Consider the following 15,226-nt stretch of genomic DNA (forward strand, 5'->3'; position numbering starts at 1 on the left):
TTAATATCAAACCGCATTGAGGTCATGGCTCTTCATTTATTCATCCTTGAATTTCGCTGAACTTTACAGCCACCGCCGTTTTTTAAATATGATATACATTAAGGCTACAGACAGAAAGGCTGCCAGAAGGATGATAAAAAACGTGGTATGAGGCCCCCAGAATGTCCACTGTCTGTCAACCCCTCCGGGAAGACTGACATTCATGCCGTACAGCGTTCCCAGAAGCGTAAAGGGAATGGAGAAGGTGAACAATATGGTCAAAAAACTAAGGATTTTATTGGTTCTGTCAGAACTGATAATGAAGTCCGTATCCTTGTATATCTCCACAGTTTCCTTGCATTCCTCAAGGATTGCCCATGCCTTATCGATGTAGTCCCCGAGGTCTCCAAAATAAACGCCCATGTCGCCATTCGAAAATTTATGAATCCTCTTTTCAAGGTCATGAATAATGCCCTTCAGAGAGAAAACCACCCTTCTCATGTTTGCTATGTTATGCCTTAGTTCTGTAACTTCCCTGACAGCATCCGTCTTTTCATCAAAGACCTTATCCTCTATGTCTTCAATCTCGGATATTACCCTGCGGAGCATGAGCATAATGTTTTCAATAAGGGCATGGATTATCCCGTAAAGCAGGAACGTAGATGAAGTTCCCATATATTCCTCATAGGCATCGTCACCCTCTCTGCATCTCTGGAAGATTCTATTTATCGGCTTTAGTTCCCCTGAATGAACGGTGACGAGGAAATCTCTGCCTAAAAATATTCCTACCTGTGACGGTATGGAAAACCTTTTTTCCTTCAGGTATCGCGGGAAATGAAGGATTATAAAGAGATAGTCTTTATATTCGTCTATCTTTGGAAGCTGGGTCTTTGATATGCAATCCTCCACATCCAGGTGGTGAAAGGGGTATAAACTCAGCAGGGAATTCAGCAATGCCGGCGTCGGGGTATCGATGTTTATCCATACAAAGTTTTTCCCTTTTATACTGTTTAATTGCAGTCCTTCCACTCCGGCTGCATGGTAATCGGTCATTTACACCGCCTCTTGCCTCAGTATTTCAGCCCTATCCGTCAATTCCCACGGCAATCCTATATCCATCCTGCCCACATGCCCGTAGGCTGCAAGCTTTCTGTAAAAACCCCCTTTAATGCTGGACGGGAGGTGTCTTAAATTGAACTGTCTTATTATTCCTGCAAGCCTGAAATCGAAATATTTCTCTATCCTTGCGGCAATCTCCTCATCGGGAATCCTGCCTGTACCGAATGTCTCAACCTGAATACTCACAGGCATTGAAAGACCTATGGAATAGCTGAGATGAACCTCGCATTCGTCGGCGAGCCCTGCCGCAACCACGTTCTTTGCTGCATAGCGGGCTGCATAGGCGCCTATCCTGTCAATTCTCAAAGGGTCTTTGCCGCTCAGCGCCGAACCGCTGTGCCTTGCATACTCTCCGTAGGTGTCAACGGCATTTTTTCTGCCTGTAAGTCCCGAATGAACCGACGGGCCGCCTGTGATAACCGGACCTTCTGGATTAACGAATATCTTTGTTCTGCTGTCGGGAATGATCTCTTCGTCATGAAATGCCGGCCCGATGACATGCTCCAGCATGTCATCGTGAAGCCTCTTTAAATCAGGGCCTCCGTTAGCCGAGGTCCTATCCTGACTGGCTATTATTGTTATGGAATGTATGCGATGTGGTCTTCCGTTTTTATACTCCACCCCGACCTGTGTCTTTCCGTCAGGCTCAAGATAAGGCAGCATGTGCTGGAATCTGACGGATGCAAGGCGTCTTGCCAGCTTGTGTGCAAGCCACACCGGCAGGGGCATATATGAGGCGGTTTGATTGCATGCAAAGCCGAAGACTGTTGCCTGGTCATGGGCTGGAATCCTGTTTATCTCCTCTTCGGAAAGGTTTCTCTCATCAAAAGAGCATGTGCTTTCACGCCGTGATTCCTCGAGGCCTGTGAGAATACTGCATGTCTTTGCGTTGAAGGTATTCCCTCCGTAGCCGATCTGGCTGATTACCTGTCTGGCTATGTTCGGGAAATCGACAGTAGCTCCGGATTCAAATCTCGCTGCAATAAAAACGATGTTTGTAAAGACCGCACACTCTGCCCTTATCCTCGAATAAGGGTCCTGCTGGAGAAAATGATCCACAATTGCATCGCTTATCTGATCGCAGAGCTTGTCGGGATGTCCTTCTGTTACAGACTCGGATGTGAATATAAAGTCTTTTTTCATCTGAAATGCCTCCTTGTCATTACCCCGTCACTCCATTACTCCAAAAGTTTTTGTTTTGTTGCTTCATTCACCAACAGCGGCGCTGCCGCACTGCCTCCAATCACAATACCGTCAATTATATTTATGGGAGCGATTCCCAGAAGACTCCTCAATCCCGGTACTGCCATAGACAACACCTGTAAAGCAAGGGAGCCTACGAGGGCGACATTAAGATATTTGTTGGGCGGTAGTTTTCCCCTATCGAAGATGGAATGCTTTTCCGAGCGGCAGCTTATTGCGTGCAGGATCTGCCCTGTTGTAAGGCTCATGAATGCCATTGTCCCTGCCTTCTGTCCCATTCCGTATCTCATAATGCCATAACCGTAGGCGCCGAGAGTTCCTGTTGACAGCACTGCTGACTCAAAGGCTATCCTCTTAAAATCCGAGGACTTTATAATTGGATCATCGGGATCCCTCGGTGGCCGGCTTAAGACATCTGGTTCAGCAGGTTCGAGGCCAAGGGCAAGACCAGGGGCTATATCGGATATAAGATTGATCCATAGCAGTTGCATTGCGCTAAGGGGCTGTCCGAGACCGCCTGCAATGGCTGTGAACATAACCATTATCTCGCTCAGATTCGTAGAAAGAAGGAAATGAACGGATTTTCTGATGTTGTTATAAATCGTCCTGCCCTGACTTATAGCGATAATCATCGTTTCCATGTTGTCGTCCTCAAGCACTACATCTGCAACCTCACGGGCAACATCTGTTCCAGCATGCCCCATAGCAACGCCTATGTCCGCAGCCTTAAGTGCAGGGCCATCATTGATGCCGTCCCCAGTCATGGCAACGACCCTTCCTGCACTCTGCAGCGCCTGAACTATCTGGAGTTTATGGGCAGGACTGACCCTCGAAAATACATGCACCCTCTCGCAAATCGCCTTCATTACATCAGGCTCTATATCTGTCAGATGCGTTGAATCCAATATCTCAAGTTGTCCTCCCTTGCCCAGATCGAGTTCTTTACCGATTGCATACGCGGTGGGGCTCTGGTCTCCTGTTATCATAACGGTGTCTATGCCTGCTCTGTGAAATCCGTGTATTAATTCTTTCACGCCATCCCTTATCGGGTCTGCCATACCAACAAGCCCAAGCCAGATGAGATTTTGAGAGTCAAGTGGTATGTCCGTTGAATTAACCTGATAATAATTATTCTCTTCACCGCTTACTGCATACTGCTTACTGCCTACTTTTTCTATTCCTTCGTCTATAAACGCATAGGCGACTCCAAGCACTCTGAGTGCATTGCCTGCCATTCTTTCGTTCTCTATCTCTATTTTCAGCCGTTCTTCGTCTGAGAGAGGGAACTTCTTTCCATCCCGCATATAAAAAACGCACATGGACAAGACCTCTGTAGGGCTTCCTTTGATGGCAATAACCTTTCCGTGTTGGTTTTTACTGTCATGACTCTTAATGTTATGAATAGTAGCCATATAATTGCGGTTTTCCGAACGGTGCTGAATTTTTAAGAGAGGGTATTTTTCTCTGAGCATGAATATGTCAACACCGGAACTTATCGCTGCATAAATAAGGGCATTCTCTGTGGGAGAGCCGTTGACAATATATCCATCTTCGTTTTTACTCACTCCACTTTCATTACAGAGGGCGCAGACATGGATAAGCCTGAGAAGTTCGTCGCAGAAATAGGGGCTTACATGCTCCCTTCTATACATCTGTTTGCTTTGCATAGTCTGGTTATCATTTTCTGATATAAAAAATTTGCCGTCATGCAGTCTCAGCCGTCTCATGCCTGTATAAATCTCTACTACGGACATTTTATTCAATGTGATCGTCCCTGTTTTATCAAGGCATATAACCTGAACAGAGCCGAGGGTCTCCACTGCATCGAGGCGACGGATTAGGACATTATGTCTTTTCATATTTCTTATGCCGAGGGCAAGGGTGGTTGTTGCTACAGTGGGAAGCCCTTCGGGCACGGCTGCAACTGCAAGGGATATGGATGTCTTGAGCATCTGCAGGAATCCATATCCGCGAATAAGCCCTATTATAAAAACAACCCCGCATACAACGCCGCTTATTATTACCAGTTGGGTTCCCATTCTACTCAATTGGCGTTCCATCGGGGTTTCCGGAGGTTTTGCTTCTCCAACGAGTGTCTGAATTTTTCCTATTTCAGTAAATCTCCCTGTTGCAACAACTACTGCAAGTCCCTGACCGCCAGTAACGAGTGTTCCCATATAGACCATATTTACCCTGTCGGCAAGGGGAATGTCAGCATCACTCTTAACTCTTAACTCCAAACTCTCAACTATCTTCAGGACCGGCATGCTCTCACCCGTAAGTGCCGACTCATCAATACTCAAGTGGTGTGCCTCTATAAGCCTTGCATCTGCTGCCACATAACTGCCGGGCCTGAGGACAAGAATGTCGCCGGGCACCGCTTGCTCTGCGCCAATCTCCTTTATGTTGCCGTCCCTTATAACAAGGGCAGATGGCCTCACAAGACTCTTCAATGAATGGATGGTTTTCTCTGCATGGCTCTCCGTAAAATAACCAATGGCTGCATTTATAGTTACTACTCCTAATATGACGGCTGCATCTGCAAGACCTCCAGTAGCAATAGAAATGCCTGCCGCAACGCCTAAAAGGGCTACCGGCAAAGATTTAAACTGGTCAATGAATATGCTCAATCCGGAGCGCGGCACTGATTCCGGCAGTATGTTGGGGCCGTATTTTTTAAGATTTTCCTTTGCTGATTCATGCGACAATCCATTGCTTTTATTTACACCAAATAAATCAAGGACAGATGCAGATTCCATAAGATGCCACTGTTCAACAATCTGCTCCTTAGCACGAACAATGGCCCTTCTTAATTTTCTCCTTTTCAAAATGTCATTCCGAACAAAGCGAGGAATCTCTTTTTTTGAGATTGCTTCGGCTTCGCCGCGCAATGGCAGACTATCCCTACAATCTGCCTCATAGCCTATTGCAGATGCATTGCAGTGGTTTTGTTCCTTGTATTCAATGACAATGCCTTCGATAACCGATGCTATAGTATTAACATCGTTGTTTGAATTGAAAAAAACGAGGATGTTGCCGGTGATTGCATTTACATGAAAGCGATTTATCCCTTCTTTTTCTGCAAGCCTGAATTCAAGATATTTTTTAAGGGACTCCGAGCGATGGAGTCCCTTGATTTTATAGCGAGCCCTCCCTTTTACAGAAGCGTGTATTGTCTGAACCACGCCCTATTGCTCTCCCCTTCTTCCTCTGCCCTTTGTTGTGACTTCAGGAGACTCGGTTATCTCTGGAGTGGAAGGAGGGGTAACTTCAAGGGGTGTTGCCAGTCTTGGTTTTGGAAGGGCAGTGCTTGCAACCTCCTTCACGCCCTCAATAACTCCCACAAGCATATCCTTAACAGCCTTAACAGCAGTATTTCCTATAGTGCCTGCTGCCTCGATAGCGCCGCCAACGGCAACCTTTGCCACTTCCTCCACATTGCCGCCTACTTCCTTTGTGGCTTCGATAACTCCATCCACAGCCCTCCTTGCAACAAGGGCGACATCTGCGCCTATTTCTGCGGCGCCTTTAACAGCGCCCCTTACAGTCTGGCTGGATGCAGAAACAATGTCACCGCCGACATCCGCCACACCTATTACAATTCCCTTTGCCACGCTCTTTGTGCTGAGAATGAGACCTGTGCCGACCTCTTCTGTAGCCTGAATCGTTCCTTTTATTACATCCTTAATAATGCCGACGCTTTCATTGGCTACAGAGCCTGTTGCCCTCATGGTGTTTGAAACCGTATTCTTTGCAAGGCTTACGATCTCTGCCTCGATCTCATTAATGCCCTTGAGGCTGCTTATCACACCCTCTTTAACTGCTGTTCCTACCCTTCCTATACCCTCGCTTACACCTTTGCTGCCTGCAGTTGTTTCATTTGACATCTTGACCTCCATTTTACTAAGTAAGTCTGTTCAACAACTCATGAAGCCTTGAAAATCAAGAACTTTCAAGCATCTTCAATTCTCACTTACCATCTGTCATTTTAAGCAAAATGACATCTAAAGCCACCTTAGTTATTGAATAACCCCATAAGTGATTTTTATGCATGTAAATACAAAGCAATTTTAATGAATCTCTTTTACAAGATTTTGAATATAAAGTTACAGCTCAATTAAATTATTTAGCTCCTTTATTGGCCCCTGATTTTAAGAATATATTCAAGGCATACCAGAAGGCTGTATACCACGCAGGAGCTGTAAAATTGCCCCTGCTTATCTGGTATATTCCAGCACCTGCTAAAACCAAAAAGGCCAATGTCCCCATGTCCATCTCTCCACCTGTAACGCCCTTTACACGGTCATTAATACCCTTAAATGTATTGGATATCCTCTGGTGTAAATTCGTAGGATATTGATTCAGTCCATTGAGCTTAAAAATGCTGTTTGTCTCTGCATGCTCTGCAATTGCCTCCGTACCACATGTATAAAGAAAAAGTACGCTCCCTGTCAGAGGATTTGCCTCTATCTTCTCAATACCGCTGATTCCTGATAATTGTTCTGTAAGAAACGTAAAATATCCCCTGTTCCCCTTTTTTGAGGGTATTTTTAATCTCATTCTTCCAGAAGTCTTATGGCTGCAAAAGGCATCGGGAATATCAGGCACCAGCTTCCCCTCCCGGGCCGGCAGCCTCTTTATGCGCCTCTTCCAACTCTGCCTTTGCCTCTGCTACTATATCCTCCACTATTTCGGAGACTTCTGCTGCTGTCTCCCTTCCCTTTTCATAGAGCATGATCCCGCCTTTTATGGCTGCCTTTGCCAGGGGCTTTACAACACTTGCCACTATAGGCATTACAGCAGGCGCTATAACTGCTGCGCCAATACCTACAGCAAGGCCGCTCAGGATATTCCCTTTCAATCCATTGTCAAAAAGTGCCATTACCAACCTCCTATTTTTACTGCCTGCTTTTAATTGAATTTTAATTAAATATTACTTTCATAAAAATGAATGTGTCCATTGTTTTTTTCATTACTTACCTAAAGCAACGCCTTATGGGGCTTGATTTAACCAAAATTTAACCCTGTATTCATAATGTTGTAATAATAATCTGTTTAATTTTAAATAAAATCTTGGAGGGGCATTTTCGATGATTTCTTACAGGATAATCCACCACATTCCAGGCCGAATCAGGATAGAAGTGCCGGCTATTAAAAATCTCTCGATATCTTCGCTATTGCAGATGTCTAAACAATTTTCTGCCATACCCATTCCCGAAGGAATAAAGGACATCAGACCAAACCCGTTTTCAGGAAGCATAGTGATAACATACATACCTGAGAAGATAGACATCATCGAATATTTAAAAGACATTGCGTCCAGCATAGAGATGCAAAAGCTCATGGGAGGATGGGATTAAAAGAAATAGCGCAAAATGCCCTCACCTGATTAAATGGCTGACATCAACCTGCAAGGCAGGAGACAGGCCGTATACACTAAGCCATTTCCAGATTCATCAGTATTGCACAAGCAGGGACCATAAGAAATGTCCTTTCTATTTAAGCCTGCATGAATATAAGGAGATTGCTTTTGTAACATAAATTTAACATCCCCTTAATATAGAATTAACCGTTCTTTTTGTATAGTATTTAAACATGAGTTTGGCAAAATCCAACTTGGACTTAAATTCAATCCACACCAGAAGGAGGTGATGTAACAATCGGCAAAGGATTCACAAGTCGTTTCAGGCAGTCTTGATACTTAAAATTGTTTAAAAAGGAGGATGTAAAGATGTTTAAGAAAATTGTTCTGGGCTTAACTGCCCTCATGATCATGTCGATGGCCTTTACAATACCGGCAATGGCAGCGGATAAGGTTATAAAAATTGACGGCTCGAGCACTGTCTATCCTATTACAGAGGCTGTGGCTGAAGAATTTCAGAAACTGAAAAAGAAGGAAGTTAAAGTAACAGTAGGCATCTCAGGCACAGGAGGAGGATTCAAGAAGTTCTGCAGGGGTGAGACAGACATATCCAATGCATCAAGACCCATACTCAAAAAAGAGATGGATGTGTGCAAAGAGCACGGTATTGAATACATAGAGCTTCCTGTTGCCTATGACGGTCTTGCAGTGGTGGTAAATCCGAAAAACAATTGGGTAAAATCCATGACTGTTGCTGAACTCAAGACGATGTGGGAACCTGCTGCTGCTGGTAAGATTATGAGATGGAATCAGGTAAAAGCCGAATGGCCTGATGCGCCTTTAAAGCTCTTTGGACCAGGTGTGGATTCAGGGACATTCGACTACTTTACAGAGGCGATTGTAGGGAAGGCAAAGTCATCGAGGGGTGATTTTACATCGAGCGAGGATGACAATGTCCTTGTCATGGGCATAGCAGGGGATAAAAATGCCCTTGGTTTCTTTGGCCTTGCATATTACGAGGAAAACAGAGATAAATTAAAACTCGTCCCTATCATTAACCCTAAGACAGGCAAAGAGGTGCTTCCATCGGAGAAGACTGTTATGGACGGCACATACCAGCCCCTTTCGAGACCCATATTTATATATGTAAGTAAAAAGGCTGCAGAAAAACCTGAAATTAAGGAGTTCGTGGAGTACTACCTGAAGAATGCAGCAAAGTTCGTCAAGCAGGTGAAATATGTTCCGCTTCCTGCAAAGGCCTATAAACTCGCAGAGGAGAGATTCGAAAAAAGAAAGACAGGAACAATGTTCGGAGGCGAGGCAGAGGTAGGAGTCATGATAGAGGATCTGCTTAAGGGGGAAGGGAAGAAATAACAACCTTCATGAATCAAAAAGGGCGTGTGTAATACACGCCCTTTTTGATTTGAGTCATCGTTCCTGCCTTTTTCGTCATTCCTGCGATTCCACATCCCCCGATTACAGGCTTCGAGGGCAGGCAAGTGCGGGATGACCGAAAGAAATTTAAGCCTTAACAGAATTATAATATATCTGTAACATTACTGTAACAAAAGAAATTTATAATTTCGTAGGCTTTAAACTATGCTATGAAGAAAAAGTTAAGAGTCAGAGAATTTCTGATAGAGGCCTTTCTCTTTTTGAGTGCGGTCTCTTCTATATTTATTACACTAAGTATCGTTATTGTTCTGTTTTATGAGTCTTTCGGATTCTTTAAAGAAGTCCCTATTATAGAATTCCTGACAGGCACGCAATGGACACCCCTTTTTGCAGAACCCAAGTTCGGTGTACTTCCGCTTGTAGCAGGAACTCTCCTGACAACTGCAATCGCCCTATCAGTCGCATTGCCATTGGGTTTGATTACTGCAATATACTTAAGTGAATATGCACCTCATAGGGTAAGAGAAACGGTAAAGCCAATACTTGAACTCTTAGAAGCTGTCCCGACTGTAGTTTATGGTTATTTTGCACTGCTTTTTTTAACGCCTATTCTCCAGAAATTTATACCCGACCTATCGGGCTTTAACGCATTAAGTCCAGGAATAATAATGGGTATAATGATAATCCCATATGTAAGCTCTGTGAGTGAGGATGCTATGAGGGCAGTTCCGATGCATATAAAGGAAGGTTCTTATGCGATGGGCGCTACAAGGTTGCAGACTGCATTTAAGGTTGTTATACCGGCTGCCTTTTCAGGAATAGCAGCGGCCTTTATCATGGGCATATCGAGGGCAATAGGAGAGACAATGGTGGTAGCTATTGCTGCAGGAATGATGCCGAATTTTACATTCAATCCATTAGAGTCTGTTCAGACCTTTACTTCATATATAGTCCAGGTAAGCCTCGGCGATGTTCCACATGGGACACTGGAATATAAGACGATATTTGCAGCAGGCATTGTCCTGTTCTTTATGACACTATTCTTTAATATTTTTGGATTTTTCTTAAAGTCAAAGCTAAGGGAAAAGTACTAAAAGTGGAAGATATTAAGAAACGAATAAGCATCTCCAAATACCGTGACCATATCTTCGCAATTGTGGGGCTTCTGTCCTCTTTTGTAGGCCTTGTATTATTATTCACACTTTTTGTGGATTTATTCATCGACGGCTCTCCGAGGTTGAGTTACAAATTCTTCACATCCTTTCCATCGAGGTTTCCTGAAGAGGCAGGGATACTCTCTGCATGGGTTGGGACGACCCTTGTAATGGTTGTTACAGCAATATCAGTGGTACCCTTAGGTGTTGCAGCAGGCATATACCTTGAAGAGTATGCAAGGAAAAACTGGTTTACAAACATTATCGAGATAAACATAGCGAACCTTGCAGGTGTTCCTTCTATTACTTATGGTCTTTTAGCATTAGGACTGTTTGTATATTTCTTCAGGCTCGGTGAAAGTATACTCACAGGTGGTCTTGCCCTCGCCCTGTTAATATTACCCATAGTTATAATGGCAACGAGAGAGGCTATAAGGGCGATTCCCAATTCGATAAGAGAGGCTTCTTATGCTCTGGGATCTACGAAATGGCAGACCGTGCAGTGGCATATAATCCCCTACTCCATCGGAGGGATTCTTACGGGAATAATCATCGGTCTTTCGAGGGCAATCGGAGAGACAGCCCCATTGATTACGGTTGGAGCCTTGACTTTTATAGCCTTTCTCCCCTCTTCACCCATAACCTCGGATTTCCCCTTTCTGTCTTTCAAATGGCTTTTTGATCCCTTTACAGTTATGCCCATACAGGTGTTCAACTGGGTATCAAGACCCCAGGCAGGATTTCATGTTAATGCAGCGGCTACAGGGATTGTCCTGCTAATAATGACATTGATTATGAATGCTATCGCGATTTATATTAGATACAAAGCAAGGAAGAAGATAAAATGGTAGAGAAGAGCAGGCTGAAATCAGAATCAAAGAATCTAAACTTTTACTACGGCAATGTGCATGCACTGAAAAATGTCAACATGCCCATAGAACTGAATAAGGTTACAGCGCTCATAGGACCTTCGGGATGCGGCAAGACAACCCTTCTCAGGTGCTTTAACAGGATGCATGACCTTTATCCCCACAACAGATACGAAGGGGAGATCCTCCTGTATCCGGAGAATATCAATATCTTATCATCCGCCGTAGACCCCATAGAGATTAGGATGCGCATAAGTATGGTCTTCCAAAAACCCAATCCCTTCCCAAAGTCCTTATACGAAAATGTAGCCTATGGTCTCAGGGTGAGGGGTGTCAACAGAAAGCAGGTACTGGATGAAAAGGTGGAAAAATCTTTAAGGGGTGCCGCTTTATGGGATGAGGTAAAGGACAGGCTCAATAATTCTGCTTTCGACCTTTCAGGAGGTCAGCAGCAGAGGCTCTGTATTGCAAGAGCGCTTGCTACGGACCCGGAGATACTACTCTTTGACGAACCCACCTCGGCCCTTGATCCCATTGCAACTTCAAAGATAGAAGAGCTTGTAATAGAATTAAAGAAAAAGCTCACCATACTCATTGTCACCCACAACATGCAGCAGGCAGCAAGGATATCGGACTGGACAGGGTTTATGATGCTGGGGGAATTGATCGAGTTCGATAAAACCGAAAAGATATTCACGGCCCCCTCTGAAAAGCTCACAGAGGACTATATTACAGGGAGGTTCGGATAATGACCAGGTTTGACGAAGAATTAATGCGGCTTAAAGAAATGGTCCTCGAGATGGGTGCAATGGTGGAGAGTTCCATTAAAGATTCGGTAAAGTCCCTTGTGGAAAGGGATGACGAACTGGCTAAAACCGTCATAGAAAGAGATCACCAGATAAATACCCTCGATGTGCAGATAGATGAAGAATGCATCAGGCTTATAGCATTAATGCAGCCCATGGCTGGAGATCTCAGATTTCTGACTACAGCAATGAAAATAACTACCGACCTCGAGAGAATGGGAGACAATTCCGTCAACATAGCCGAAAGGGCATTAGAACTCAACAGGGAACCGATTCTTAAACCCTATATAGATATACCGCACATGAGCCGGATAGCCCAGGGCATGACAAGGGATGCCCTCGATGCATTTGTGCGCAGGGACAAGAAGCTCGCCATGGATGTGATAATGAGGGACGATGAAGTGGATGACCTGAAATACGGGATTTTTGAGGAGTTGATCTCTTATATGGTAAGGGATCCGAACACGGTATCGAGGGCGATGAAGATAAGCTTTGTTGCACAGTACCTCGAAAGGATCGCCGACCATGCCACAAATATTGCCGAAATGGTTATATACCTTGTGGCAGGAAAGATTATAAGACACATGGCACTGCCGGAGGAGTGATTTTCAGGCATGCTCTAATATAATCTTCGCTATTTCATCCAGAGAAATAACCCTGTCCGCAGCACCCAGTTCTATCGCCCTTTTTGGCATGCCGAATACAACGGAAGACGCCTCATCCTGGGCAATGGTAAATGCCCCTGCCTCTTTCATTTCGAGCATTCCCCTTGCACCGTCTTCACCCATGCCCGTCAGAATAACGCCTACGGCATTTCTGCCTGCATATTTTGCTACTGACCTGAAAAGCACATCAACAGAAGGCCTGACAAAATTAACCATTGGGCCGTCAATAATATCCACATAATACATTGCACCGTTCCTTTTTACTGTCATGTGGTGATTCCCCGGTGCTATCAATGCAGTGCCCCTCAGGACCCTGTCTCCTGAAACCGCCTCTTTCACGTCAATCCTCGAGATGGAATTCAACCTTTCTGCAAAAGAACTGGTAAAAACCGGCGGCATATGCTGGACTATAACAGTCCCCGGTGTCGATTCAGGCAGTGCGGTTATTATCTCGGTGACTGCCTGTGTTCCTCCTGTCGATGCCCCTATGGCAATTATCTTGTCGGTAGTAGCGGACAGAGATTCAAGGGTTCCGGTGGTCAAATGAGAAGTCTTTTTCCCACTTAGTTCCTTGGCCGCTTGAACACTCGAACACTCGAACCCTTTCCTTCTCACCCTCGCCTTTGCAGCAAGCCTCACTTTTTTAATAATCTCGTCACCGAGGTTGATAACTCCGCTTGATACATCGATGGACGGCTTTGTTATATAATCGATAGCCCCAAGCTCAAGCGCCCTCAGTGTTGTCTCGCATCCCTTCTGTGTTAATGCGCTCACCATAACAACAGGGATGGGATCGGTCTTCATCAGTTCTTCCAGAAATGAGAGGCCGTCCATCCTCGGCATTTCCACATCGAGGGTGATTACATCGGGTCTCAAATCCCTGACCTTGTTCTTTGCAAAAATAGGATCCTGAGCAGTTCCGACAACCTCGATATCATCTGCCTGATTCAGTATCTCTGTCAGCAGATGCCTTATAACTGCCGAGTCGTCTATTATCAAAACCTTGGTTTTACTGCCTGCGCTCATCTTCTGCATCCTTTAGTTTTTTTTACAAATACCCGTCCTGTTGCAGTATAGAAAACTATCTTTATGGCAAATTTAAGACATGCAAGTTCCTTTACAATAGGGATGCCGTATTTCTTAAGCATCTCTTTTGCTGTTTTGACATTTTCCGCACCGACATCGAGGTCTTCGTCTATGCCCTTTATCACCTTGCCTCCGCCGAATACCTTTGCCTTGATGTATGAAGGGTTGGCTCCGGTTCTGATAAAGCCTTCAATCAATCTTTTTATTGATTCCTGTCCAGAATAAGCAGGATTTTTCAACCCGGACATAACATAAGGAACTAAAAAATGATTCATCCCGCCAGCCTTTAAAGATTCATCCCAGAGGCATACAGAAACGCATGAGCCGAGGACGGTCTCCAGTACAGCCGGCTCTCTGCAAACCACCATATCGCCAATATTGAGCGTTATCTTTCTCATAATTCAAGCTAAATTGAGCGATTTTAAAAGTGATTAAGGTATCGCTATTAAAGGCTTTTCAGAACACCTGTCATCCATTTTTTAAAGTTTAAAGTGCTATAAAATCGCTAAACTTACGGCTATATCTTTTTGTACACAGTTATAAAAACAGGTTTAAATCCATTGCTGCCGAGCATGGTTTCCGAGTGCCCTAAAAAAAGATGGCCGCTGTCGGACAGATGCCTGTGAAACATCGAAAGCACATGCTGTTTCATGTCCTCATCGAAATATATCATTACATTCCTGCAGAATATAACATCAAACTTTCTCTTAAACGGATATGCCCCGTCTTTGAGGTTCAGCCTCCTGAATCTTATCATGTCTTTCAAAAAATCCCTGACTTTTATCTTTCCGATATTCTCTCCTGCGCCTCTTAAAAAATATCGGCGCACAATATCTTCGGGCATGTCCGAAACAGCTTCATATTCATAGATTCCGCTCTGGGCTGCACCCAATACCTTTGTAGATATATCTGTGGCAAGGACATTTATATCCCAGCCTCGCATATCGCCTAAAGCTTCGCACAATGCAATCGCAATCGAGTAGGGTTCTTCTCCTGTAGAGCACCTCGCGCTCCATATCCTTATGGTCTTCCCGGAGGACTTTATTGTCAACAGTTCCGGCATAATTTTGTTCTTCAGGTATTCGAAATGATGGTTCTCCCTGAAGAAATGCGTGGTGTTGGTGGAGATGCAGTTAAGCATCTCCACCAGTTCGTCGCTGTCATCCTTTACCCTTCTGTAGTATTCGTAAAGGCTATCGATGCCTAATTTCTTCAGCCTCCTTAAAAGCCTCGATGAAAGAAGGCCTTTTTTCTGACTGCTGAGCCTTATCCCCGCAGTTGTGTATATCAGATTCTGAAACAATCCGAAAACCTCATCGCTCAGGGAGGACTCGGGTTCTATTTTCGCACTAAAACTCTTCAAAGCCTCCATTTGATTTTCCTTCTGCTTCTGCAGAAACTACTCCCCTGCGTGGAGCGGCTGAAGCATGAGCCAGAACAGGCTGCGCCACCTTTGCTGCCCTTTTCGGCTCTAAATGTTGAATCGTCTTTTTTGCAGGTCTTGCCTCCCTTTCAGCAGCAAATGTCTCATCGACCTTAAAGAATGAAATCAGATTCATCAGCTCCTTTGCCTGAGCTGCCAGCTCCT

15 protein-coding genes and 1 pseudogene are annotated in these 15,226 nt (G+C 44.6%); 6 read left to right on the forward strand and 10 right to left on the reverse strand.

What is annotated here, in order from left to right:
- Nucleotides 1–63: 63 nt before the first annotated feature.
- The 6 genes from V7L97_RS06830 to V7L97_RS06855 all read right to left on the reverse strand — a co-directional run bounded on the left by V7L97_RS06830 (nt 64) and on the right by V7L97_RS06855 (nt 7,183).
- Nucleotides 64–1,032, reverse strand: a complete 969-nt coding sequence (locus V7L97_RS06830) for a magnesium transporter CorA family protein (RefSeq protein ID WP_333654468.1) — start codon at nt 1,030–1,032, stop codon at nt 64–66.
- A complete protein-coding gene (gene metK / locus V7L97_RS06835; protein ID WP_333654470.1) occupies nt 1,033–2,241 on the reverse strand; it encodes a methionine adenosyltransferase in 1,209 nt (402 codons plus the stop codon). It lies immediately after the preceding gene.
- 35 nt (nt 2,242–2,276) lie between these two features.
- The gene (locus V7L97_RS06840) at nt 2,277–5,486 is read right to left on the reverse strand and encodes a cation-translocating P-type ATPase (RefSeq protein ID WP_333654471.1); all 3,210 of its coding nucleotides are present in this window, start codon (nt 5,484–5,486) and stop codon (nt 2,277–2,279) included.
- Nucleotides 5,487–5,489: 3 nt separating this feature from the next.
- The gene (locus V7L97_RS06845) at nt 5,490–6,188 is read right to left on the reverse strand and encodes a hypothetical protein (RefSeq protein ID WP_333654473.1); all 699 of its coding nucleotides are present in this window, start codon (nt 6,186–6,188) and stop codon (nt 5,490–5,492) included.
- 235 nt (nt 6,189–6,423) lie between these two features.
- On the reverse strand, nt 6,424–6,909 hold the full coding sequence (locus V7L97_RS06850; RefSeq protein WP_333654476.1) for an HMA2 domain-containing protein: 486 nt from the start codon (nt 6,907–6,909) through the stop codon (nt 6,424–6,426).
- The gene (locus tag V7L97_RS06855; protein ID WP_333654478.1) at nt 6,902–7,183 is read right to left on the reverse strand and encodes a DUF5132 domain-containing protein; all 282 of its coding nucleotides are present in this window, start codon (nt 7,181–7,183) and stop codon (nt 6,902–6,904) included. Before V7L97_RS06855 ends, V7L97_RS06850 begins: the two co-directional genes overlap by 8 nt.
- 208 nt (nt 7,184–7,391) lie before the next feature.
- Between V7L97_RS06855 and V7L97_RS06860 the strand changes: the two genes are divergently transcribed.
- The 6 genes from V7L97_RS06860 to phoU all read left to right on the forward strand — a co-directional run bounded on the left by V7L97_RS06860 (nt 7,392) and on the right by phoU (nt 12,492).
- Nucleotides 7,392–7,661 carry an HMA2 domain-containing protein gene (locus V7L97_RS06860; protein ID WP_333654481.1) on the forward strand — a complete coding sequence of 90 codons (270 nt, stop codon included), beginning with the start codon at nt 7,392–7,394 and terminating at the stop codon, nt 7,659–7,661.
- A 371-nt stretch (nt 7,662–8,032) separates the two neighbouring features.
- On the forward strand, nt 8,033–9,037 hold the full coding sequence (locus V7L97_RS06865) for a PstS family phosphate ABC transporter substrate-binding protein (protein WP_333654484.1): 1,005 nt from the start codon (nt 8,033–8,035) through the stop codon (nt 9,035–9,037).
- A 230-nt stretch (nt 9,038–9,267) separates the two neighbouring features.
- On the forward strand, nt 9,268–10,152 hold the full coding sequence (gene pstC, locus V7L97_RS06870) for a phosphate ABC transporter permease subunit PstC (protein ID WP_333654485.1): 885 nt from the start codon (nt 9,268–9,270) through the stop codon (nt 10,150–10,152).
- A gap of 2 nt (nt 10,153–10,154) precedes the next feature.
- Entirely contained in the window at nt 10,155–11,063 is a 909-nt protein-coding gene (pstA, locus tag V7L97_RS06875) for a phosphate ABC transporter permease PstA (RefSeq protein WP_333654486.1), read from the forward strand.
- A complete protein-coding gene (pstB, locus tag V7L97_RS06880) occupies nt 11,057–11,830 on the forward strand; it encodes a phosphate ABC transporter ATP-binding protein PstB (RefSeq protein WP_333654488.1) in 774 nt (257 codons plus the stop codon). The genes pstA and pstB overlap by 7 nt, the downstream gene beginning before the upstream one ends.
- Nucleotides 11,830–12,492 carry a phosphate signaling complex protein PhoU gene (phoU, locus tag V7L97_RS06885; protein ID WP_333654490.1) on the forward strand — a complete coding sequence of 221 codons (663 nt, stop codon included), beginning with the start codon at nt 11,830–11,832 and terminating at the stop codon, nt 12,490–12,492. Before pstB ends, phoU begins: the two co-directional genes overlap by 1 nt.
- A 3-nt stretch (nt 12,493–12,495) precedes the next feature.
- On the opposite strand, the gene V7L97_RS06890 is transcribed toward phoU, so the two are convergent.
- From V7L97_RS06890 to V7L97_RS06905, 4 genes and pseudogenes are all read right to left on the reverse strand, one after another.
- Entirely contained in the window at nt 12,496–13,578 is a 1,083-nt protein-coding gene (locus V7L97_RS06890; RefSeq protein ID WP_333654491.1) for a protein-glutamate methylesterase/protein-glutamine glutaminase, read from the reverse strand.
- Entirely contained in the window at nt 13,575–14,036 is a 462-nt protein-coding gene (locus V7L97_RS06895) for a chemotaxis protein CheD (RefSeq protein ID WP_333654492.1), read from the reverse strand. Before V7L97_RS06895 ends, V7L97_RS06890 begins: the two co-directional genes overlap by 4 nt.
- 119 nt (nt 14,037–14,155) lie before the next feature.
- Nucleotides 14,156–15,010 (reverse strand): CheR family methyltransferase, encoded by an 855-nt coding sequence (locus V7L97_RS06900; RefSeq protein WP_333654494.1) that lies wholly within the window; start codon nt 15,008–15,010, stop codon nt 14,156–14,158.
- Nucleotides 14,988–15,226, reverse strand: a pseudogene (locus V7L97_RS06905) (hypothetical protein); the annotation flags it as partial. The gene V7L97_RS06900 and the pseudogene V7L97_RS06905, both read right to left, overlap by 23 nt.

The organism is Dissulfurispira sp. (genome assembly GCF_036745535.1).
GTDB lineage: Bacteria > Nitrospirota > Thermodesulfovibrionia > Thermodesulfovibrionales > Dissulfurispiraceae > Dissulfurispira.